The 20,996-nt window shown below is 40.5% G+C and carries 22 protein-coding genes, 2 tRNA genes, 1 pseudogene and 1 riboswitch; of the genes and pseudogenes, 14 read left to right on the plus strand and 11 right to left on the minus strand.

Annotated features, from left to right (window positions below; translation table 11 throughout):
- Window positions 1-386, minus strand: a 386-nt coding sequence (locus BMW38_RS08160) for an NAD(P)/FAD-dependent oxidoreductase (protein ID WP_139193533.1), incomplete at its 3' end; no start/stop codon positions are given.
- A 186-nt stretch (window positions 387-572) separates the two neighbouring features.
- Here BMW38_RS08160 and BMW38_RS08165 point away from each other — a divergent pair.
- From BMW38_RS08165 to BMW38_RS08185, 5 genes are all read left to right on the plus strand, one after another.
- Window positions 573-1,184, plus strand: coding sequence for a DUF1285 domain-containing protein (locus tag BMW38_RS08165; protein ID WP_003654658.1), 612 nt, complete (start codon window positions 573-575; stop codon window positions 1,182-1,184).
- 46 nt (window positions 1,185-1,230) lie between these two features.
- Window positions 1,231-2,097, plus strand: coding sequence for a glutamate racemase (murI, locus tag BMW38_RS08170; protein ID WP_092707187.1), 867 nt, complete (start codon window positions 1,231-1,233; stop codon window positions 2,095-2,097).
- A gap of 116 nt (window positions 2,098-2,213) precedes the next feature.
- A complete protein-coding gene (locus BMW38_RS08175) occupies window positions 2,214-3,218 on the plus strand; it encodes a DUF4062 domain-containing protein (protein WP_092707189.1) in 1,005 nt (334 codons plus the stop codon).
- A 73-nt stretch (window positions 3,219-3,291) separates the two neighbouring features.
- Window positions 3,292-4,308 carry a ferrochelatase gene (hemH, locus tag BMW38_RS08180; protein ID WP_092707191.1) on the plus strand — a complete coding sequence of 339 codons (1,017 nt, stop codon included), beginning with the start codon at window positions 3,292-3,294 and terminating at the stop codon, window positions 4,306-4,308.
- 23 nt (window positions 4,309-4,331) lie between these two features.
- Window positions 4,332-4,976 (plus strand): MBL fold metallo-hydrolase, encoded by a 645-nt coding sequence (locus tag BMW38_RS08185; RefSeq protein ID WP_005045031.1) that lies wholly within the window; start codon window positions 4,332-4,334, stop codon window positions 4,974-4,976.
- On the opposite strand, the gene BMW38_RS08190 is transcribed toward BMW38_RS08185, so the two are convergent.
- Window positions 4,973-5,167, minus strand: a complete 195-nt coding sequence (locus tag BMW38_RS08190; protein WP_003654666.1) for a DNA gyrase inhibitor YacG — start codon at window positions 5,165-5,167, stop codon at window positions 4,973-4,975. The genes BMW38_RS08185 and BMW38_RS08190 overlap by 4 nt on opposite strands.
- Window positions 5,168-5,254: 87 nt before the next feature.
- On the opposite strand from BMW38_RS08190, the gene BMW38_RS08195 reads away from it, so the two are divergent.
- The 5 genes and pseudogenes from BMW38_RS08195 to BMW38_RS08215 all read left to right on the plus strand — a co-directional run bounded on the left by BMW38_RS08195 (window position 5,255) and on the right by BMW38_RS08215 (window position 8,503).
- Complete coding sequence (locus BMW38_RS08195; protein ID WP_092707193.1) at window positions 5,255-5,893, plus strand: SAM-dependent methyltransferase; 639 nt, start codon at window positions 5,255-5,257, stop codon at window positions 5,891-5,893.
- A complete protein-coding gene (locus tag BMW38_RS08200) occupies window positions 5,883-7,088 on the plus strand; it encodes a TIGR03862 family flavoprotein (RefSeq protein ID WP_092707195.1) in 1,206 nt (401 codons plus the stop codon). Before BMW38_RS08195 ends, BMW38_RS08200 begins: the two co-directional genes overlap by 11 nt.
- Window positions 7,089-7,166: 78 nt before the next feature.
- Window positions 7,167-7,577 (plus strand): GFA family protein, encoded by a 411-nt coding sequence (locus BMW38_RS08205; RefSeq protein WP_003654669.1) that lies wholly within the window; start codon window positions 7,167-7,169, stop codon window positions 7,575-7,577.
- Window positions 7,578-7,622: 45 nt separating this feature from the next.
- A riboswitch (Fluoride riboswitch) is annotated at window positions 7,623-7,689 on the plus strand.
- A gap of 124 nt (window positions 7,690-7,813) precedes the next feature.
- The gene (gene crcB / locus BMW38_RS08210) at window positions 7,814-8,194 is read left to right on the plus strand and encodes a fluoride efflux transporter CrcB (RefSeq protein WP_005037095.1); all 381 of its coding nucleotides are present in this window, start codon (window positions 7,814-7,816) and stop codon (window positions 8,192-8,194) included.
- A 160-nt stretch (window positions 8,195-8,354) separates the two neighbouring features.
- Window positions 8,355-8,503, plus strand: a pseudogene (locus tag BMW38_RS08215) (hypothetical protein).
- A 158-nt stretch (window positions 8,504-8,661) separates the two neighbouring features.
- Here the strand turns inward: BMW38_RS08215 and BMW38_RS08220 are convergent.
- From BMW38_RS08220 to BMW38_RS08230, 3 genes are all read right to left on the minus strand, one after another.
- Complete coding sequence (locus tag BMW38_RS08220) at window positions 8,662-8,994, minus strand: HopJ type III effector protein (protein ID WP_004640939.1); 333 nt, start codon at window positions 8,992-8,994, stop codon at window positions 8,662-8,664.
- Between the two features lie 251 nt (window positions 8,995-9,245).
- Entirely contained in the window at window positions 9,246-9,500 is a 255-nt protein-coding gene (locus tag BMW38_RS08225) for a type B 50S ribosomal protein L31 (protein WP_004640941.1), read from the minus strand.
- A gap of 99 nt (window positions 9,501-9,599) precedes the next feature.
- Window positions 9,600-10,898: an ABC1 kinase family protein gene (locus BMW38_RS08230; RefSeq protein WP_092707197.1), complete on the minus strand. Its 1,299-nt coding sequence runs from the start codon at window positions 10,896-10,898 to the stop codon at window positions 9,600-9,602.
- A gap of 256 nt (window positions 10,899-11,154) precedes the next feature.
- Between BMW38_RS08230 and BMW38_RS08235 the strand changes: the two genes are divergently transcribed.
- On the plus strand, window positions 11,155-12,402 hold the full coding sequence (locus tag BMW38_RS08235) for an SfnB family sulfur acquisition oxidoreductase (RefSeq protein ID WP_056483038.1): 1,248 nt from the start codon (window positions 11,155-11,157) through the stop codon (window positions 12,400-12,402).
- A 32-nt stretch (window positions 12,403-12,434) separates the two neighbouring features.
- Window positions 12,435-13,685, plus strand: coding sequence for an acyl-CoA dehydrogenase family protein (locus BMW38_RS08240; protein ID WP_003654675.1), 1,251 nt, complete (start codon window positions 12,435-12,437; stop codon window positions 13,683-13,685).
- A 34-nt stretch (window positions 13,686-13,719) separates the two neighbouring features.
- On the opposite strand, the gene abeM is transcribed toward BMW38_RS08240, so the two are convergent.
- Window positions 13,720-15,066 carry a multidrug efflux MATE transporter AbeM gene (gene abeM / locus BMW38_RS08245; protein ID WP_003654676.1) on the minus strand — a complete coding sequence of 449 codons (1,347 nt, stop codon included), beginning with the start codon at window positions 15,064-15,066 and terminating at the stop codon, window positions 13,720-13,722.
- A 32-nt stretch (window positions 15,067-15,098) separates the two neighbouring features.
- Window positions 15,099-15,560 carry a DMT family transporter gene (locus tag BMW38_RS08250; protein ID WP_045434844.1) on the minus strand — a complete coding sequence of 154 codons (462 nt, stop codon included), beginning with the start codon at window positions 15,558-15,560 and terminating at the stop codon, window positions 15,099-15,101.
- Window positions 15,561-15,676: 116 nt separating this feature from the next.
- Between BMW38_RS08250 and hemW the strand changes: the two genes are divergently transcribed.
- Entirely contained in the window at window positions 15,677-16,831 is a 1,155-nt protein-coding gene (hemW, locus tag BMW38_RS08255) for a radical SAM family heme chaperone HemW (RefSeq protein ID WP_092707199.1), read from the plus strand.
- 45 nt (window positions 16,832-16,876) lie between these two features.
- Here hemW and BMW38_RS08260 read toward each other — a convergent pair whose 3' ends face one another.
- Window positions 16,877-17,632, minus strand: a complete 756-nt coding sequence (locus BMW38_RS08260) for an SDR family oxidoreductase (RefSeq protein WP_092707201.1) — start codon at window positions 17,630-17,632, stop codon at window positions 16,877-16,879.
- Window positions 17,633-17,744: 112 nt separating this feature from the next.
- Here BMW38_RS08260 and BMW38_RS08265 point away from each other — a divergent pair, with 112 nt between their 5' ends.
- The gene (locus BMW38_RS08265) at window positions 17,745-18,641 is read left to right on the plus strand and encodes a LysR family transcriptional regulator (RefSeq protein WP_092707203.1); all 897 of its coding nucleotides are present in this window, start codon (window positions 17,745-17,747) and stop codon (window positions 18,639-18,641) included.
- Between the two features lie 63 nt (window positions 18,642-18,704).
- On the opposite strand, the gene BMW38_RS08270 is transcribed toward BMW38_RS08265, so the two are convergent.
- From BMW38_RS08270 to BMW38_RS08280, 3 genes are all read right to left on the minus strand, one after another.
- Window positions 18,705-18,780, minus strand: a tRNA-Lys gene (locus BMW38_RS08270).
- A 21-nt stretch (window positions 18,781-18,801) separates the two neighbouring features.
- A tRNA-Lys gene (locus BMW38_RS08275) sits at window positions 18,802-18,877 on the minus strand.
- Between the two features lie 120 nt (window positions 18,878-18,997).
- A complete protein-coding gene (locus BMW38_RS08280; protein WP_092707205.1) occupies window positions 18,998-20,839 on the minus strand; it encodes a long-chain-acyl-CoA synthetase in 1,842 nt (613 codons plus the stop codon).
- Window positions 20,840-20,996 lie beyond the last annotated feature (157 nt).

Raw genomic sequence — 20,996 nt, forward strand, 5'->3', positions numbered from 1 at the left:
CCTAACCAGCGAACCACGTTACCTAAAGAGATAACATAGTTGCCATCGTTATGCATGGTTTTAGGAACCATCCAGTGAGGCACTTCTTTAGATGTGGTGTCTGATAACAAGAAGAAAGTTTTGTCTTCAGTTACAGGTACGTTTAAAGGCGCACCTTCTTCCTTCCAGTTCGGGAAAAGTTCGTTGATGGCACGTGGCTCAAGCACAGCACCAGACAAGATATGCGCACCTACTTCAGAGCCTTTTTCAACTACACAAACAGAAAGATCGGGTAAGTTATTTTCAATCGCTAATTGACGGATCTTAATCGCAGCAGATAGACCTGCAGGTCCTGCACCTACGATGACAACGTCAAACTCCATCGATTCACGTTCGATGTGTTCCATGTAGGACTCCTCAATACTTAAAGGTGGCAACCGTCATATTCAGAAATTCGGTGCTGCCGTGAGTGTTTTAATCCATAGGCGCAAATATGCTATTGTGCCTTTTATCGTTTTGGCTAGTATAGTTTTAAACCATGATCTAGCCAATTGGCTGAGTCGTCATATTTTTTCGTCAGCAAGGCATAAACTATGGTAAATCAAAATAATTCCCCATCGGATATGGGAAAAATACCGTTATCTGATGATAAAAACTTAATGAACATTGCACAATACTTAAAAGGTGTACAGCAAAGTCACAAAAGGTCAATTCCACCTTTAGAGCAGTGGCATCCAAAGCATTGCGGCAAAATGGATTTGACGGTTAAAGCCAATGGAGAATGGTGGCACGAAGGTCAATTGATTAAGCGCCAAGCCCTATTAGATCTATTTACCAAAGTCCTATGGAAAGAAGAGGGTAAATTCTACCTGAAAACCCCCGTAGAACAAATTGAAATTGAGGTCGAAGATGAACCTTTATTAGTCAATCAGGTCGATCAAGTTGAAATTTCAGGTGATCAATTTTTACAACTGACCACGACGAATCAAGATGTGATTCTGGTCGATGCTGAACATCCAATTTTTATGCGTGAATATGACGGGGAATTGCGTCCTTATGTGCATGTGCGTTTTGGAATTAACGCCCTTATTCAACGCCAGTCTTTTTATCATTTAGTGAACTACGGAACACTGGTTGAAAATGATAATGGTGAAACCATTTTAGAGTTAAAAAGTGGTAATTTGCTCTTGCAATTAGGCACTTGAGGTTTAAGCTTTAGGAAGTGAAAATTTCCGACACTTCAGTACAGCCATGACAGCCATACAACCTCTATTTACCGATCTAGAACCTATGCCTAACGCATCTGCTGATGCCCCAATTGGTATTTTTGATTCGGGAATTGGAGGAATGTCAGTTGCAGCAGAAATTGCCAGATATTTGCCAAACGAACGTATTGTGTATTATGCCGATACTGCCTACGTTCCTTATGGCCCACGTTCCGATGACGAAATTAGAGAACTCACTGCTCGTGCTGTTGATTGGTTATATCGTCAGGGTTGCAAAATTGCGGTTGTAGCATGCAATACCGCTTCAGCATTTAGTCTTGACCATTTACGCGAGCATTATGGTGAACACTTTCCAATTGTTGGGTTAGTTCCAGCATTAAAACCTGCCGTATTACAAACACGTTCTAAAGTGGTTGCAGTATTGGCGACTCCTGCTACTTTTCGTGGACAACTCATTAAAGATGTCGTCGAGAAGTTTGCTATTCCAGCGGGTGTTAAAGTGATGACTTTAACCAACCTCGAACTTGTTCCTTGTGTGGAAGCGGGACAGCAAATGGGGGAGGCTTGTTTAAACGCATTAAAAGAGGTTTTACAGCCTGCCGCTGAGCAAGGTGCAGACTATTTAGTGCTCGGTTGTACTCATTATCCTTTCTTAAATGAAGCAATTCATCATCTTTTTGATAACCAATTCACACTGGTTGATTCGGGATTAGCAGTAGCCCGACAAACAGCCCGTATTTTAATAAAAAATGCGTTATTATGTGACCAAATAGGTCAGAATGTTGCACGTATTGAATGTTATGTCAGCGGAAATAATGCCGAGGCATTGCAACCTGTTTTACAACATATGATTCCACAAGAGTTAACTTGGACACTGCATAATCTGAACTAGTTTTTTTCATCGTTTAGAAAGTAGTGTTTTTTTAGATTTATTATTTTATTTGGGGCGGTTCATGATCTTGGCTGATATTAAGTCACGTACAGGTCATGGGGCGAAAGGGTATTGTTATGCTCGATACACGCTATCAGATTTTTATTTCAACGTCTGGCCGCGATATGCAGCCAGAGCGAATGGTTTTGTCTCAAACCTTGGTGGGGATGGGTTTCTTTGCTTGGGGATTAGAACATCGAACACCTTTAACCACTACACTTGCACGTCGACAGATTGATGAATGTGATTATGTAATCCTACTTTTAGGCAGCCAGTATGGAGAACAAGCGATTTCTGGTGTGAGTTATCTGTCTTTAGAATATGAATATGCGTTAAGTCAGGCGAAACCTATTATTGTGTTCATGCATGAACAGCCAGAAAATCGTGAAATAGATTTACAAGAAACACATCCACAACTTAAAGATAAATTTCTCGCATTTAGAAAAAAATTATTACACGAAGCAGAGCATATTTTTTACTTTAAAACCCCACGTGAACTGGAGTTGGCTGTCCGTTTAAATATCCCTTTAATGATTGAGCAGTATGGGGGGCAAGGCTGGGTTCCTGCACATCAAGCTCATCAGTTAGAAGACGAAATTAAGCTATTAAAAAGTAAAATTTTACAGTTAGAACAGCGAGTAACCGAGCCATCTACACAGTTAAATGAAGTTGCACCGCAAGATATTTTTGCATTTGAATATCAGATTCAAGCATTTCAGGATGGCAACTTTAAAGAGCTTAAACGTCAACGACAAATGACTTGGTCTCAGTTGTTAAGCGTGCTGGCAAAGCGCTTTGAAACAGCAATGCCAGAAGAGAATTTTGCAGCTTGTCTAAATGAATATTTAAATCAGGCTGGCTTAGAAGATGCTCGTCAGGAATTACCTCGTGCGCATGCGGTTGCCTGTGCACAGATTAATCATAAGGCACTGTTCCGAATTAAAAATCAAATGCAATCGCAAGGCTGGATTGTTCCAACTAAAACCGAACAATCATATGGCCTATGGAAACTAACCACTAAAGCTCAAAAGATATTGCTGAGCTATAAATGGAATCATCGGGGCGTTCGATTAAAAGCTTAGAGCGATTCAATTTATATATGACAATGAAAACTGTTACATTAGTGTCATAAGATGAACTGAAAGGCATTTACATATGTCGTTTGAACAAAAACCGAAAGTTACTGTCATTTTAGCGAATTTAGGCACACCAGATGAGGCGACTGTGCCTGCAGTGCGCCGTTTTTTAAAACAGTTTTTATCTGATTCACGCGTGATTGAAATACCGAAACTGATCTGGTGGGTTATTTTAAATCTGTTTGTTTTGCCTTTTCGCCCGAAAAGAGTGGCACATGCCTATGCTTCGGTATGGTCCGCAGATTCGCCAATGCGTGAAATTGTGTTTGAGCAAACTCAACGTGTGCAGGCTTATCTACAACGTGAAAATAAACAGTTCGATTTAACTGTGGTACCCGCAATGACTTATGGAAATCCGGGTATTGATGCGGTGTTGGAAAAATTAGCGGCTAACCCACAAGAGCATGTCATTTTATTGCCTTTGTTTCCTCAGTATTCCGCGACATCTACAGCGCCGTTATACGACGCGTTTGCCAAATGGATTCCTAAACAGCGGAATTTGCCGGGGCTGACGATTATTAAAGACTATTATCAGCATCCAATGTTTATTCAGGCATTGGCAGAAAGCGTTTTAGCGTACCAAGAGCAGCATGGCAAACCTGAAAAACTGCTGATGTCATTTCATGGAATTCCACAGCCATATGCAGACAAAGGTGACCCTTACGCAGATCGTTGTCGCATCACAGCAAAGCTGGTGGCCGAAGCCTTACATTTAAAAGATGATGAATGGGCGATTAGCTTCCAGTCACGTTTTGGGAAACAAGAATGGGTGAAACCTTATACCGACCAGCTGCTACAAGATTGGGCGAAGCAAGGTGTTAAGTCTGTTCAGGTGTTAAGTCCAGCTTTTTCTGCCGATTGTCTAGAAACGCTTGAAGAGTTAGCGATTCAAAATGCTGAACTATTTCAACAAGCAGGCGGTGGTAGCTATGCTTATATTCCAGCTTTAAATAGCGATCAGGCTCATATTGATTTGCTTGCAGGTTTAGTTCAGGCTAATCTTGATGCCCTTACCCATACCTTAGCCCACCGTTAATTGTGTTTTAGCCAGAGGTTTTTATGCTGCAAGTCAAAATTGTTCCCGTTACTGCATTTGCCCAAAATTGTTCCCTTGTTTGGGACAGTGAAACGAAAGAAGCAGTTTTGATTGATGCAGGTGGCGACGCTGCTGTGTTGAAAAAAGAAGTAGAAGCCTTGGGTCTAAAAGTGAAGGCTCTGTGGCTGACTCATGGGCATTTAGATCATGCTGGAGCGGTGGGTGAGCTTGCTAAAGAATGGAGCGTTCCAGTTATTGGTCCACATAAAGAAGATCAGTTCTGGTTAGACATGATTCAGGAAGTTTCAGCACGGTATGGTTTCCCAATTCCGCAGCCCGTTAAAGTCGATCAATGGCTTGAAGGTGGCGAAGTGCTAAAACTTGGTGAAGATGAGTTTGAAGTGCGCTTTGCACCGGGGCATACACCAGGCCATGTTGTTTTCTATAATAAAAATCATGGCTTACTTTGGACGGGTGATGTTCTGTTTAAAGGTTCGATTGGACGAACAGACTTTCCGCGTGGCAATCATGATCAGTTAATTGAATCGATTAAACGTGAATGTTTTAGTTTGCCAGATGATACTCAGTTTATTTCTGGACATGGTCCGATGAGTACCATTGGCTATGAAAAACAATTTAACCCGTTTGTCGCTGGCAAAGCAGGTTAATCCTCATAATCATCTTCATTTTGACTACCCTTGTTTTGCTGAGGAGCATCTTGGGTAGGCAATTTATATTCATCGTTTGCCCAAGCGCCTAAATCAATTAATTTACAGCGTTCTGAGCAAAACGGACGAAACTCATTACCTTCCCAAACACTTGGTCCACCACAACGTGGGCAGGGAAATGTACGTGGCATATAGCGATATCCTCAAAGTGAAGAGAAATAGATTAGGCAAAAGTCAGGTGACTTGTTAGACTTATGCCGATTTTTATTTAGTTTGATGTGATTATGCCGATTCGTCAATTTCAAGCACAACGTATGCAAGCGCCTCGTGATTTTACCCCAATTGAAAATACACCGATTTGTGTTGAAATTGGTGCTGGCAAGGGTAAACATGCTTTGCTCTTTACCGGCCAACAGCCACAGCATACGTTATATGCAATTGAACGAACCCGAGAAAAATTCTTGGCAATGCAAAAACAGCATGGTTTGGAACCAAGAGATAATTTGGTACCTGTACATGCAGATGCTTTACCTTGGGTTGTACACGCTTTACACCCTGCTCAAGTTGAACATTTCTTTATACTCTATCCAAATCCAGAACCACATAATCCGGCACAGCGCTGGTTGAATATGCCATTTTTTGAGTTCTTAATCTCACGCCTGCAAACAGGTGGAACCATTACATTGGCAAGTAATATTCCTGAATATATTGAAGAAGCAGAACAGCAGTTAATTCATGTGTGGAAGCTGCCTTATCAAAAAGAAAAAATTGCTCAAACCTCTGCACGTACTCATTTCGAAATTAAGTATTTAGAGCGTGGCGAGCTTTGTCAGCAACTCATTATGACCAAGCCTGAAGGCTACAGCACACGTTTTGATGATTTTGCGCCGCTGCAAGGGCAAACACATGGCGAATAAGCGGGTTGCTATTATTGGGGCAGGCCCAGCAGGTCTTATGGCTGCTGAAGTATTAAGCCAATATGCTTATGATATTGATGTGTATGAACAAAAGCCTTCAGCTGCGCGTAAGTTTCTTATGGCGGGTAAAACTGGGTTAAATATCTCACACGCTGAACCATTAGCACAGTTTATTGAGCGTTACGACCGTTCAGAATGGCTAAAACCTTGGATTGAAAAGTGGGATGCCGTCTGGATTCAAGACTGGATGAAAAGTCTTGGAATTGAGTCTTATGTGGGCAGCTCTGGTCGTATTTTTCCGGTCGAAATGAAAGCAGCGCCTTTACTGCGTGCTTGGCTAAAACGCTTGGCAGAGCAGCAAGTTAAATTCTTTTATCGTCATCGTTGTATTGATTTGCAAGGTACAACAGTGACTCTACAAAATCAGAATAATCAAAACGCTGAAACTTTTACCCAGCAGTATGATGCTGTGGTATTGGCATGTGGGGCTGTGTCATGGTCACAATTAGGTAGTGATGGTGCATGGCAGCAATGGATTCATCAATCTAGTATTGAGCCTTTCCAGCCAAGCAATGCAGGGGTGCTGCACGCTTGGTCTACTTTTATGGAAAGCTGTTTTGGTGAACCCTTAAAACGCGTCCATGCATGGGTCGATCCTAGCCAAATTACACATGGTGATATTGTCATTACTCACTATGGTTTAGAAAGTGGGGTTATTTATAAACTCGGACGTGCCTTACGAGAACAGCAAAAACAAGGACAAAGCTTAAATCTATTTTTAGATTTATTGCCTGATGTAGAGTTGTCACAGTTAATTAAAAAATTGCAGGCTGGCAAAAAACAATCTCTGACTAATATCTGGCGTAAAGCAGGCTTAGACACAGCCAAGATTAACTTAATCCGAGAAGTTGTTGATAAAGCATTATGGAACCAACCAGATGCTATGGCTCAGCAAATCAAAGCGCTTCAAATCAAGTTAGATGGCTTTAGACCCATTGAAGAAGCGATTAGTTGTGCGGGAGGCATTAAGCAAGAAGCACTGTCTGAAAGTTTAAATCTCAAAGAAATATCAGGGGTGTTTTGCTGCGGTGAAATGCTGGATTGGGATGCACCTACAGGTGGTTATTTGCTTACAGCATGCTTTGCCACAGGGAGAGCTACGGGACAGGGTGTGCATTCATTCTTGGAGCGATAAGCGCTTCATTTTGCGCTATGTTTGATAGGTGAAAAGTGTTATTTTTGAGCGATCAATAATAATAGGAGTTGCGATCACATGTCTCAAGCATCACCAGTCTATCAGGGAAGTTGTTTATGCCAAGGTATTCGCTATGAAATTAAAGGCGATATCGGAGATATTATTCAGTGCCACTGCCAACGATGCCGAAAAGCCAATGGAACAGCATTTGCCACGAATGCTCCTATTAAAAGTGCAGATTTTAAAATTACCCAAGGCGAAGAATTAGTCAAAAAATTTGCTGTAGAAGGCGTGTACCGCTGGTTCTGTAGCGAATGTGGTTCACCTCTGATTAGCTCGCGTGATGGACAGCCTGAACTATATCGTTTAAGAATTGGTACTCTTGATACACTATTAGATCAAAAACCAACGATGCATATTTTTGCTGCTTCAAAAGCAGAGTGGGAATGTATTCAGGACGATTTACCACAATATGCTGAACGTCCATGATTTAAAAAAGTATATTTCAATCAACTTTTAGATGGACTAATATAATCAAAATAGGGAGATGGCATTCTTCCCTTGAAAAACCGCCGTATTGGCTAATGATGCCTACGTTACCCTCATGTATTTATATCGCTGGGTACGTAGGTTATTGCGTACTTTGCTTATTTTTGGAGTACGCCGTGTCATATTTACCTTCATGCTTTTTTACTCTTTTAGCGTCTATCTAAAGGGGTGGTCCTATGTATTACTCTCTAATTTCAATTGCTTTAGGCTCCGTTCTAGGGGCGTGGTTACGTTGGTTTCTAGGCTTAAAACTCAATCCGATCTATCCGCAAATTCCATTGGGTACCGTCACTGTTAATTTAGTGGGTGGGTTTATTATTGGTTTTGCGATTGCCTACTTTGCTCATAGTGATTTAAGTCCAAACTATAAACTTTTTGTGATTACTGGTTTCTGTGGTGCTTTAACCACCTTTTCAACATTCTCGATTGAGATCGTCACTTTATTACAAAGTGGTAAGTTGGGAATGGCGATGTTGGGGATTTCTATTCATTTAATTGGGTCGTTAATTTTTACGTGTTTGGGGTTGGCGACTTATTATTGGGTAGCAGGCAACTGAGTATTTGAATGTTTTAGGACAGAATATACAGCCTCTGTTTTACAATATTCTCCAACACCATTTGTATAGGCATACCTTACTTTTGAAAGATCAAAAATAAGCAAAAATCTTTTGTTTCGCTGATGCTACATCCTTATAGCACAGCGAAACAGCGGCATCCTTGCCGCTTGTCACGATAGTAAATGACTAATTATTATTTAAATTATAAAAAGAAAATTATCTGATTTATTCTTTGATTTGATACGCGTTAAAGTCATCAACAGCCTGACTGATATCAGAGATATATTGTTTTTGCAAAATATTGGATAATTGCAAACAGATAACAGGTTCTGTTGATGAAAATGGTTTTGCCTACTTTTCCCAAAAGAAAAGTAGGCCGAGCCGAAGGCTAATCTAGGTATAAAATCTAACTGAAAAAACTCTGTTGTGACAATCCTATGATTTGAGGCATTAGCTACTAAAGCTTATTATTTTTCAGCTAAAGCCTGACCTTCAAACTTCACGCCATCCCAACCATTTTGCATAAATTGACGGATATTTTGATGGTCAGTTCCCTCTGGTGTAGCCAATACAGATGCATAGTGTTCTGCAAATAAACTTAAAGTTTGTGCTTGGTCTAAATCTTGTAATTTGGCAAAAGAGAAAACTTTTGCACTGCCTTGATTTTCAGTAGCAGCGTTATGCTGTGCGCCATTTTGAAAAGCTGTTGGAGTATGTTGGTAGCGTGCTTCAATATGAGCTAAAACGTCTGAAAATTTTGCTGTGCCTGCTTGTAATTGGGCAAGTAACTCTTGTGCCATTATCTTAAACTTCCTATCAAATGAGGGTTTAAGCATAGCATCGAATAGAAGCTTTGAAAGCTTGGAGAATACAAAAAATTGATGAGTTGTGGAAAAAATAAGGATAGTTTTTAAATAAGTTGTGGATAAGTTCTCTTTTATACACAACATAAAAAGATCGAAAAAACGGACATAAAAAAAGAAGCCTAAGTGGAGGAGATAGTCTTAGGCTTCCAATGATTTAAGTGTATTGATCAAACCTTAACGTAAGATTAACTCTTACGATTAAAGCGAGCGAAACGTTTATTAAAGGTTGCAACACGGCCTTCATTACTTGCTTGACGTACTTCACCTGTGTAGAAAGGGTGTGATGCACTTGAGATATCAAGGGTGACATAAGGATAGACTTGTCCTTGATATTCTTTAGTTTGTTTCGTCTGGAGAGTACTGCCAATTAAGAAGTACACATCTGCATTGGTATCATGAAATAACACTTGTTGATAAGCAGGATGAATATCTTTACGCATGAGAGATTGTCCTAAATTATTTTTGATTAAAGAAATGTTATAACATAACAATTGAAAAGTCAATCTACCCCCTAAAGGTCACACTGACTTAAAATTTAATTAGCTAGATGGCGGGACCAGTTCTTCAAATAAATCACTGAGATTGTCATGTACTTTTAAGTGAATCAGGTTCCAGTAGTGTCCTGAAATGGTTCTATTGACCATCAGCGTATCTGGTGAAGGTTTAAAGACATCCCAATACTTCAAAGATTTTTTCACAAGTAACATGCCATCATGATGTGATGAGTTCTCGGCAAAATCATAAGTGGTATTAAGCGGGCGTAATAACACTTCAATCCATAGCTTATACAGATCACTTGGGAACTTGCCTTTTTCAGCAAGGGAGTGGAGTTCGAGTAGCTCTGTTTCAATCAGATCAATATTTTCATGGCGAGCTGCATTCACTAAACGCTTGAAGTGCTGAACGATTTCATTTGAAAGTGTTTTAACACTGCCATAGTCATAAATAATTACACTACCGTCTTGGCGGAAAGCGAAATTTCCAGGGTGTGGATCACAGTGAAAACGTTTTAAAAAGAACATTTCCTGACCTAAAGCACGTATTAGGCGATTTCCAATTGTATTTCGAATTTCGAGTGGCCAAGAACTTGCAGTTTCAATGCTGTCACCTTGTTCGAGACTTAGGGTCAAAATACGTCTTGAAGAGTAATCTTTATAAACAGTCGGAATGATAATTTTGTCATCTAACTGGCTATGGAATGTTTTAAAGACCTCAAGATTTTGAGCCTCAATTTCATAATTGAGCTCTGCTGAAAGGCTATCCTGAATTTCTGCAAAAAGCTGATCTTGTAGCTTTTTGTCAATTTTAAGTACGCCCATTAAGCGAAGGGCTAAACGTACTTGTTTTAAGTCACTTTCACAGGCTTCATCAACACCCGGATATTGCACTTTAACCACGACTTGTTCGCCACTAGGCAGAGTAGCTTTGTGAACTTGCCCAATCGATGCAGCAGCAAAAGGTTCACTATCAAAAGATTTAAAAGCCACATTAAGCGGTTTCCCAAGCTCTCGTTCAATTTGCTGTTGAATCGCGGTAAAAGGCATGGCTGGCGCTTGGCGTTGTAACTTTGAAATTGCTTTAGCGACTTCGGGTGGGAAGATATCTTTATATTGCGAAGCAATTTGTCCGACTTTCATGACGGCACCTTTCATTTCTCCTAAGGTGTCGGCAATTTGCAAACCAATATCTTGAAATAACTTGGTTTTTGAAGCCAGCTTTTGCTCTTCATCTGCAGTCAAGTTTCGAATCGAGTTAGAAACGGTTTTCGTTGCAATGCTCGCGGTCATTCCTGCAAGTTTCATAAAACGTTTGCCTGGTGAACTTGCATTCTTTGCCATATCTTCGATACCTCATTGACTACAACATAATATTGCCTAGTTTTGATCATAGGTGACAAAGCTTAAAAAGCCTATACGAAATTGTTTATCTCATGTAAGAAAATTTTCGAAAAACAAAATGTTATTTTTATAGTAAAAAATATGAAAAGCTTGTGAAAATCCATTTCATAAACAAAGCTTTAATATCTATAAAGTCTCTATTTTTTTAGTGCTAATGTGAATGACAGGTTAAATAAATATAGAGATAACAAAAGCTATGACAAGTTTAAATTCGGCCCATGGACGATCTCAAGCGGTTCCTTTATCTGTATTTGAGCAGTCGAAAGATGCACATATTATTCGCTCTGATGAAGAGGCAATTGAGGTTGCGAAACAACTTGCCCAAGAGTTTGCACAAGAGGCATCAGAGCGAGACAGAGAGCGCCGTTTACCCTTAAATGAAATTCAACAGTTCTCACAAAGTGGCTTATGGGCCATTACAGTTCCTAAGCAGTTTGGTGGTGCACAAGTCAAATATCGAACCTTGGCTGAGGTCATAAAAACCATTGCCAGTGTTGACCCATCTCTTGCACAGCTTCCTCAAAATCATTTGGCTTTTATTGAACATTTACGTCTTGATGCAGGCCCAGAACAACAACAGTTCTTCTTTAATTTAGTGTTGAGAGGAATCCGTTTTGGAAATGCCTTTTCGGAAAAACACAGCAAAACGGTGGCTGACCTCACTACCACATTGCGAAAGACCGAGCATGGTTATGAAATTAATGGCAAGAAATTCTTTGCAACTGGTGCCTTACTAGCACATTGGATTCCGATTGTTGCGGTGAATGAACAAGGGCAGCCTTATGCAGCGCTAGTCCCTCGGGAAACGTCAGGGGTGAATATTATTAATGACTGGTCTGGTTTTGGACAAAGAACTACGGCCAGTGGCACTGTTGAACTTAATCAGGTTCCAGTACGTGAAGAATACTTAGTTCCGATTTATCAGGCTTTCGAGCGACCAACACCAGCGGGAGCAATTTCACAGTTTATTCAGGCTGCTGTTGATGCAGGTATTGCCCGTGGTGCAATTGAAGAAACAATTCACTATGTCAAAAATCATAGCCGCGCATGGGTCGACTCAGGTCTAGAAAAAGCCAGTGATGATCCTTATACGATTGCAAATATTGGCGACCTAAAAATCAAACTGCGTGCAGCAGAAGCGGTATTAGATCTGGCTGGAGATGCGATAGATCAAGCAATTGCCGACACGACAGAAGAGCATGTAAATCAAGCCACGCTACTGGTTGCCGAGGCAAAAGTACTCACCACTGAAGTTGCAATTTTAGCTGCCAATAAGCTTTTTGAATTGTCGGGAACGCGTTCCACTTTATCTGAGCTTAATCTGGATCGCCATTGGCGTAATGCACGTACCCATACCTTGCATGATCCGGTGCGCTGGAAATATCACATTGTCGGTAACTACTACCTCAATGGTGTTCATCCGCCCCGTCATGCATGGAGTTAAATTGAAGAAAAAATAAGATTAGGAGAATAAAGATGACAATTACTCAAATTGAATTAGAAGAACTGTCTGTAGGCGCTGATTATGAAAAGGTAGCGAGTAGATTTCGTCCAGTTTTTGAAAAAATTGCACAAGGCGCAATTCAACGAGAAAAAGAACGAATCTTACCTTTTGAACCGATTCAGTGGTTAAAAGAACTGAAATTAGGTGCGGTACGTGTACCTGTTAAATATGGTGGAGATGGGGTGTCATTACCTCAACTTTTCCAGCTTTTAGCAGAATTGGCGCAAGCAGATTCGAATATTGTGCAAGCTTTGCGTGGACACTTCGCTTTTGTTGAAGACCGCTTAGTTGCACATAAAGAGCATTCACAGGAAGTTTGGTTTCAGCGTTTTGTACAAGGTGATTTAGTCGGGAATGCATGGACCGAAGTTGGAAATGTACAGATCGGTGATGTCGTTACACGAGTAACTAAAGATGCTTCGGGCAACTTGGTGGTGAATGGTGAAAAGTATTATTCAACTGGAAGTATCTTTGCAGACTGGATAGACCTATTTGCTTATGATGAAGTGAATGACCGCCATGTAATTGCTGCTATTTATCGCCATGAAACAGGGGTAAGTGTGATTGATGATTGGGATGGTTTTGGTCAAAAGACAACGGGCAGTGGCACCTTAAAAGTACATCAGGTTCATTTGCCAGCTTCACATCTCATTCCATTTGATCAGCGTTTTAAATATCAGACTGCTTTTTATCAGGTCGTACACCTTGCAACCTTAACTGGGATTGCGCAGGCAGCTGTAGAAACTTTTAGCCAAGAAATTCGTGAGCGAAAACGTATTTTTAGTCATGGTAATGGTGATCTGGTTCGTCACGATCCACAAGTTTTACAAGTGGTGGGTAAAGCCTCTGCTCAAGCCTACGCAAGTCAGGCAATTACCTTAAAAACGGCAGAGGCATTACAAAAGGCTTATGAAAGTCACTTTAGCGAGTTAGAGGTAAAAGAGCATCAGTTTAATGTAGATGCTGAGCTTGAATCGGCGCAAGGACAGGTGGTGATTTCTAACTTGGTACTGGATTTAACCAGCCAGTTATTTAATGCTTTAGGCGCATCGGCAAGTAGTCAGGTCAAGCAACTCGACCGTTTCTGGCGTAATGCGCGAACAGTGTCTTCACATAATCCACTTATCTATAAAGAAAAAGTGATTGGTGATTGGGAAGTGAACCGTACTGATTTGCCTTTTGTCTGGCAAATTGGAGCAAGCCCACGGGCAAAATCTGCATAGTGAAAAAGAGCCGATATTTTATCGGCTCTTTTTATTAGGTTTGGCTTAAGCGTTTGGTGTTGATGTACAACCGCGAAAGTAATAACACACAGGCAATGCTTAAACCGATAATTAGGCCTAGCCACACACCTGCTACTCCCCAATGTGTATAGCGAGCTAAATAAAGACCGATTGGAAAAGCAATCACCCAATAAGCCATGAGCGTAATCCACATAGGTGCTTGAGTATCTTGCATACCTCTTAAACAGCCTGCGGCACTTACTTGTAACGCATCCATCAACTGATATGCCATTGCAAACCAGAGTAAATACATCGCAACAGGAGCTACGGTTAAGTCTTGAGTATAAATCGAGATAATTTGTTCACGGCCTAGAGCAATAAAAGTCATGGTTAATATGGCAAAAAATATTGCTGTACTCAGACCAATCTTTTGTACCTGATACATTGCAGCCCAGTTCTTTTCACCATAATAAGTACCGACACGGATGGTTAAGGCAATGGCTAGTGAAAGCGGAATCATAAACAGCACAGAGGTAACGGAAATTGCGACTTGGTGAGCAGCAATAAACACTTCACCCAGTGGGCTAAGTACCAATGCACCTGTACTAAAAATACTAATCTCAAAGAACACGGCTAAACCGATTGGTAGACCAAGCTGTAAAATTCTTTTAACCCAAGCCATATTAATTTTATCAAATCGGCCAAAAATAGACGTGTTTCGATAAGCTGAGGCTTTATAAATATAGCCAGCTAAAGTAATCAGCATTAGCCACTGTAAAATGGATGTTGCAAAACCACAGCCCGCGCTACCTAATGCAGGTATTGGTCCTAATCCATGCATAAAAATCATGTTAAGAGGGATCAATACAACTAAAGCTAACATGCTAATAGCTGTGACAGGGCGTGGATGGCCTAATGCTTCTGAATAGCCACGTAGCGCTGCGTACATGGTCACAGCTGGCATACCCAAACCAATTGCATGCAAGAATAGACTTGCTTTAGGTCGTAAGCTCTCTGGTACACCGAACACATGCAAGAAAAACGGCATAAGCTGCAAAATGAGCATTGCCAGTACACCTAAAATGACGGCAACCCACAATGACTGGCGAACAACGACAGGGATCTGCTCTGTATTTCTTGCGCCTTTTGCTTCGGCTACCAAGGGTGTAGTTGCAATCATAATACCGCTGAACAGGAGCATGATTGGAACCCATAAACCGACCCCTACAGCAATTGCTGCTAAATCGGTTGCAGATAAATGCCCAGCCATAATAGTGTCAATTAACCCAAAGCCTGCTTGAGCAAACTGGGTAATTAAAATCGGTAGCATTAAGTGGAAGAGTTGTTTTAATTCAGACCGAAAAGATGTGACATTCGACACAAAAGGTACTCTTTATAAATATAAAAATGAAGCTAACGCTGCAAAGTGAGTAGCACACCGACAAAGATGATGACTCCACCAAGAAACCGTTGCCATGTAACAGGTGTCTTTTCTGTGCCCAACCAACCAAAATGATCAAGTAACATAGAAATAACTATTTGCCCAAAAATGACTAAACCTGAAAAGGTTAAAAAACCAAGTTTAGGTGCAGTATAAATGCTCATGCTAATTGCATAAACCCCAAGAAATCCTCCAGTCCATAGAATCCATGGAATATTTGATATTTCACTTAAAGTTGGCTTTTCAGCACTTTGAAAGAAAACCATGATTGCTAAAACAATAGTTCCTACAAGAAAGGATAAGAGGGCTGCTTGTAAGGGCGTGTGTAATTGTTCTCTCAATTGTGCATTGATGGCGGTTTGAAAAGCCATGGCAATACCGATTCCCAGAGCTAAGGGCAAAAATAGGAAAAATTGGCTAGAAAATTTCATCATTTTTATCAGTATTTAAGTATGTTTAAAAACAGTCTAAAGCAATTAAGGTATGTTTTCATAAGCCCATTGATGCAGTCATGTTAAAATAGAAATATTGTGTAAATTGGACCTGTTCCTTGGCTGTATTAAACCCTGCTTCTATTCCGTTATCTTTGTATATCCACATGCCTTGGTGCGTGCGTAAATGCCCATATTGTGATTTTAACTCGCATGCCGTACCAGATGGTGCACTTTCTTCGGAACTCGAGCAAACCTATTTAAAAGCGTTGGTAGCCGACTTTGAAACTCAACTAGAGATGGCACAGGGGCGTTCGATTCACAGTGTGTTTATTGGTGGTGGAACACCTTCACTGATTTCGGCACAGGGTTATGTGTGGTTATTTGCAGAGCTTAAGTCATTGCTTAAGTTTGAAGATGGCTGTGAAATTACCTTAGAGGCAAATCCAGGAACGGTAGAGCATGACCCGTTTGCAGGATATTTAGAGGCAGGCATTAACCGTTTGTCTATTGGAGTCCAGAGCTTTGATACCAATCATTTGCAAAAGCTTGGACGTATTCATTCTGCAAATAATGCAATTGAAGCGATTCAACAAGCAAAACAGGCTGGCTTTAAGCGAGTGAATGTAGACTTAATGCATGGTTTACCTGAGCAAACGCTAGAACAGGCGCTTTACGATCTACAGTTAGCTGTAGAAAGTGGCGCAACACATATTAGTTGGTATCAACTCACCATTGAACCTAATACCGTTTTCTTTCGTACCCAACCCGTTCTACCGCAAGATGAAATGCTTGAAGACATTCAAGAGCAGGGTGAAGCATATCTTAAGGCAAATGGTTTTATAAACTATGAAGTTTCGGCATGGCGTAAAGAGCTGCCTTCAACACACAACTTAAATTATTGGGAATTTGGCGATTATCTTGCGATTGGTGCGGGTGCACATGGCAAAGTTACACGACCAGATGGAGTGTATCGTTTCCAAAAAACTCGTTTGCCAAAAGACTATTTAGCCAAGGTTCCAGCTGAACATTTGCAAATGAAAAAGATTGAGGCAGAAGAGCTGCCATTCGAGTTTATGATGAATGCTTTGCGTTTAAATGATGGTGTACAAGCTGAGTTATATGAACAGCGTACAGGTTTAAGCCTAGAAGGTTTAGATGAGGTACTCATTTCTCTACGAGCTAGAAAACTACTGGTAGATGATGTTTCTCATTTAGCTTGTACAGAGCAAGGCCATATTTTCTTAAACTCAGTGCTAGAAGAATTTTTATAATGAAGCAAAGTAAAAGCCGCATCATCAGATGCGGCTTTTTTGATTTTAGCGAGTGGTATAACCACCATTTGCAAAAATAGTTTGACCCGTAATCCACCAACCATCGGTCACCAAAAAGCGAACTAATGGCTCAATATCTTCAATTTTGGTGAGCCCACCTAAAGCTGAAGCCGATTTATGATAAGCCACTGCTTCGGCAGATTCCTGACCATAAAAGAAAGGTGTATCCATAGGTCCAGGCGCAACAGCAGTCACAGAAATCTGACGGTCTCCAAATTCTTTTGATGCAGCGCGGGTGTAATGCTCAACAGGCGCTTTTAAACCTTCATAGGTTGAGTACAGCCCAGTGTAAGCTGCAAGAAGCGAAGTAACGATTGAGCAGATTTTTCCGCCGTCATTTAAATGCCGACCAGCCGACTGAATAAAGAAATAGGCAATTTTTGAGTTGATATCGCTCATGCTATCAAACTCTTGTTCTGTGGTTTCCAAGAAGGATTTTTTCAAAACCTTGCCAACCGTATTAATCGCAATATCAATTCCACCAAAATGCTGTTTGGTGTCTATAAAGAGTCTTTCGATATTATTAATATCCGTTAGGTCTGCTTGAATTAAAACGGCATCTACACCTAAAGCTGTTACATCTGCTAGAGTTTGCTCTGCATCAGCTTGAGTTTCAGCGCTATTGTAATGAATTGCGATTTTTGCACCTTGTTCTGCAAATTTACGGCTAATGAGTCCGCCTAAGTTTTTTGCACCGCCTGTAATCAGTACAACTTTATCTTTAAGAGTATGAGTTGCCATGATGATTGTTCCTATGATGACTTGTTCTAATGTATTTTTAGTCTAGATTGGCGGTAATTTTTGATCAATTATGCTAGTTTGGTTTAACTATTCAGAAAATACGAACAATTAAATGGATCGGTTGCAGCAGTTTTTTATTTTTACAGAAGTTGCTAAACGACAAAGCTTTAGTGAAGTGGCAAATCAGCTCGATTTACCCCGCTCGACAGTGACCAGTGCAATTCAGCAACTTGAAACTCACTATGGTGTTCGGCTATTTCATAGAACCACTCGTAAAGTAAGCCTTACGCAAGATGGGCAAAGGATACTGCCCGAATGTCAAAATCTATTATTTGATTATGAGCAATTAGAACAACTTATACAGACGCAAAAGCAGCATTACCGTGGCACATTAAAAGTTTCAATGCCCAGCCGAATCGTGCATCAAGTGATTATTCCAGAACTTCCCGATTTTTATAGCCGCTATCCAGATATCCATTTACAACTAAATAGCTCTGATGACATCACTGACTTGATCGAGAAAGGGATTGATTGTGTTGTTCGGGTGGGGCAGCTAGAGAATAGTAGTTTGATCGCGAAGTTCGTTGGCAACTTGATTATGGTGAACTGTGCAAGTCCCGATTATCTGGAACATTATGGTATTCCTGAACAATTAGAAGATCTATCTCAGCACAAACTCATTAACTACGCAGGAGCGGTAGGAGAAAAACAGGGTGTATTTTTATATCAAGATGGAACAGTGATGATGGACAGTGCGTTGAGTGTGAATAATACAGAAGCCTATATTGCTGCGGCTTGTGCGGGCTTAGGGATTATTCAACTACCTTACTATGATGTTCAGGATAAAATTGAGCAAGGAACTCTGGTTGAAGTGCTAAGTGCATATACTGCTCAATCTTTGCCACTTAATATTTTATATCCAAACCGAAGTTATATTCCTAAACGGTTAGAAATTTTTATGGAATGGGTTAAAGATGTTCTATATAAGAAATGCATCGTCATCTTTTAGTCATGAAACTAAAATACGATAACAATAAAAAAAGCCTCTCGCAGTGAGAGGCTTTTTAGAATTTGGTGGGTCGTCCGCGATTCGAACGCGGGACCAACGGATTAAAAGTCCGCTGCTCTACCAGCTGAGCTAACGACCCAAATAGGTCAAAACAGATAAATGGTGGGTCGTCCGCGACTCGAACGCGGGACCAACGGATTAAAAGTCCGCTGCTCTACCAACTGAGCTAACGACCCGTATCGTTTTGATGTCGCGTATTTTAGCAAGTTATTCAACTAACACAAGAGGTAAATCAAAAACATTTGCATGATTGCCTATAAAAAGCACGATTTCCTCTTGTTTAGCTAAAAAATGAACTAAAAACGGTATTTATATGCCTGAATGTTGTCAAAAATTTCAGTTGTGACGTCACAATAACTGTTCGCACCAGGTAATAAAGCGAGTAAACGTTCAGAAGTTTTGCCTGGATTAAACGAATCTTCCTTCAATTTATTCTTTTGATATTTAAAAGTACCTGTTGTTTCAACTTTAGCCTGCACACGTAAAAACACGGGTACTGCGTAAGCCGGTAGGCATTTTTTAAATATCGTTACCATTTCTATTAAATCAGATTCATTTAATTCGGCACCATCAGCAAGTGTGATTGCTGCCATACCAGCACGACCATTGGTATTTGGAATTTCTACACCATAGACCACTGCTTCAGCGATCTTGTCGTATTCACAAACCATGTTCTCAACTTCAGTCGTAGATACATTTTCGCCTTTCCAGCGGAAAGTATCTCCTAAACGGTCAACAAACTGGGCATGACGGAAACCAATATTACGAACAAGGTCACCTGTGTTGAAATATGAATCACCTTTTTTAAAGACATCTTTCATAATCACAGATTTATTCTTTTCTGGGTCTGTATAGCCGTCAAAAGGCGAGCGACTGGTAATTTTACCAACTAGCAAACCGATTTCACCTGCTTTAACTTTTTTACACCAACCCTTTTTATCGCGTACAGGTTCGTTTTTCTCTTTATCAAACTCAATAATCGCGTATGGCGTAGGAGAGAAGCCTACTGTGTTGTCAAAGTTAAAAATATTACTAAACCCGACATTGCCTTCACTTGATGCATAAAGCTCAAGAACTTCTTGGACACCAAAACGTTGTTTGAACTTATCCCAGATGTTTGGACGCATGCCATTACCAATCATTTTGGTTACGCGATGGGCACGGTCAATGTCTGTAATAGGAGCATCCATTAAGTAGCGGCAAAGTTCTCCTACGTATCCAATTGCAGATGCATTAAATTTCTGAACATCTTTCCAGAACGCACTGGTTGAATATTTACGTCGGATTGCAAGGGTAGAACTTCCAGCAATCACCCCACACCAGCAAACTACGACACCCGTTGCATGGTAAAGCGGTAAAGTTACATACATCACATCATCTGGACCAAGGTTTAAAATGTGACCATAGGTGCCATATGCGAGCGTCCAGCGACTGTGTTTGAAAATAACAGCCTTTGGTAAGCCTGTAGTTCCCGAGGTATAAATATAAAACAGGCCATCATTTCCATGAACAGACTGGGTAGTCGATGGGTTAAATTTTGGAAATTGATCAATTTCTATTGCAAGATTGGCATAACCTTGAGGTGCTGTTCCCGCATCTTGACGTGTAGCCTGATCTGCAAACCAATGGAAACGGTCTTTAGGAACATTTAGGTCCTGACGAATTTCATCAATTACAGCTCGAACTTCTTCACCTGCAATGACGGCAATTGGTTTGACAAGATTGATACTATGAGCGAGGACCTTACCTACTTGAGAGGTATTAACAAGCGCAATAGTGACCCCAATTTTAGCTAAACCTACAATAGTGGCAATAAGTTCAGAACGGTTCTCAACCATTACTGCAATCACGTCACCTTTACGTGCGCCGAGAGAGAGATAGTAATGAGAAATCTGGTTAGCCCATTCGTTTAAAGCTTCATATGAGTAACTTTGATCTTCAAATAATAATGCAATACCTTGCGGATTTCGCTTAACAGCTTTTTCAAAAGCTACACCTAATCCCGTTGGTGTATTTGCTGTTCTTAAGTAAGCCTGTTTAAGACCATTCAGGATATGGGGTACTTTGGGGATGAAGCTAGGAAGTCTTGTTGCAACATCACCAAGCGTAATGATATCGGTCTGTGTTGTCTGGCTCATATCAATCCTATTTATTTTTCGATCAATCCAAAAAAGGTTGCGTTGGCAAAAGTACAGTATTTTTCATGGTTCACCATGCTTTTAAAACTTTTCTTCTAGTGCAATCAACCTAATTGGTTAAAAATAACAAAAAAAACCTAGTCATCGAAATGACTAG

This window comes from Acinetobacter sp. yr461 (assembly GCF_900110445.1).
GTDB classification, from domain to species: Bacteria; Pseudomonadota; Gammaproteobacteria; order Pseudomonadales; family Moraxellaceae; genus Acinetobacter; species Acinetobacter calcoaceticus.

What these genes read in the sequence shown, in the direction of transcription:
- BMW38_RS08165 (WP_003654658.1), top strand. Translation starts at nt 573, where the DNA reads ATGGTAAATCAAAATAATTCCCCATCGGATATGGGAAAAATACCGTTA.
- murI (WP_092707187.1), top strand. Translation starts at nt 1,231, where the DNA reads ATGACAGCCATACAACCTCTATTTACCGATCTAGAACCTATGCCTAAC.
- BMW38_RS08175 (WP_092707189.1), top strand. Translation starts at nt 2,214, where the DNA reads ATGCTCGATACACGCTATCAGATTTTTATTTCAACGTCTGGCCGCGAT.
- hemH (WP_092707191.1), top strand. Translation starts at nt 3,292, where the DNA reads ATGTCGTTTGAACAAAAACCGAAAGTTACTGTCATTTTAGCGAATTTA.
- BMW38_RS08185 (WP_005045031.1), top strand. Translation starts at nt 4,332, where the DNA reads ATGCTGCAAGTCAAAATTGTTCCCGTTACTGCATTTGCCCAAAATTGT.
- BMW38_RS08190 (WP_003654666.1), bottom strand. Translation starts at nt 5,167, where the DNA reads ATGCCACGTACATTTCCCTGCCCACGTTGTGGTGGACCAAGTGTTTGG.
- BMW38_RS08200 (WP_092707195.1), top strand. Translation starts at nt 5,883, where the DNA reads ATGGCGAATAAGCGGGTTGCTATTATTGGGGCAGGCCCAGCAGGTCTT.
- BMW38_RS08205 (WP_003654669.1), top strand. Translation starts at nt 7,167, where the DNA reads ATGTCTCAAGCATCACCAGTCTATCAGGGAAGTTGTTTATGCCAAGGT.
- crcB (WP_005037095.1), top strand. Translation starts at nt 7,814, where the DNA reads ATGTATTACTCTCTAATTTCAATTGCTTTAGGCTCCGTTCTAGGGGCG.
- BMW38_RS08220 (WP_004640939.1), bottom strand. Translation starts at nt 8,994, where the DNA reads ATGGCACAAGAGTTACTTGCCCAATTACAAGCAGGCACAGCAAAATTT.
- BMW38_RS08225 (WP_004640941.1), bottom strand. Translation starts at nt 9,500, where the DNA reads ATGCGTAAAGATATTCATCCTGCTTATCAACAAGTGTTATTTCATGAT.
- BMW38_RS08230 (WP_092707197.1), bottom strand. Translation starts at nt 10,898, where the DNA reads ATGGCAAAGAATGCAAGTTCACCAGGCAAACGTTTTATGAAACTTGCA.
- BMW38_RS08235 (WP_056483038.1), top strand. Translation starts at nt 11,155, where the DNA reads ATGACAAGTTTAAATTCGGCCCATGGACGATCTCAAGCGGTTCCTTTA.
- BMW38_RS08240 (WP_003654675.1), top strand. Translation starts at nt 12,435, where the DNA reads ATGACAATTACTCAAATTGAATTAGAAGAACTGTCTGTAGGCGCTGAT.
- BMW38_RS08250 (WP_045434844.1), bottom strand. Translation starts at nt 15,560, where the DNA reads ATGATGAAATTTTCTAGCCAATTTTTCCTATTTTTGCCCTTAGCTCTG.
- BMW38_RS08260 (WP_092707201.1), bottom strand. Translation starts at nt 17,632, where the DNA reads ATGGCAACTCATACTCTTAAAGATAAAGTTGTACTGATTACAGGCGGT.
- BMW38_RS08265 (WP_092707203.1), top strand. Translation starts at nt 17,745, where the DNA reads ATGGATCGGTTGCAGCAGTTTTTTATTTTTACAGAAGTTGCTAAACGA.
- BMW38_RS08280 (WP_092707205.1), bottom strand. Translation starts at nt 20,839, where the DNA reads ATGAGCCAGACAACACAGACCGATATCATTACGCTTGGTGATGTTGCA.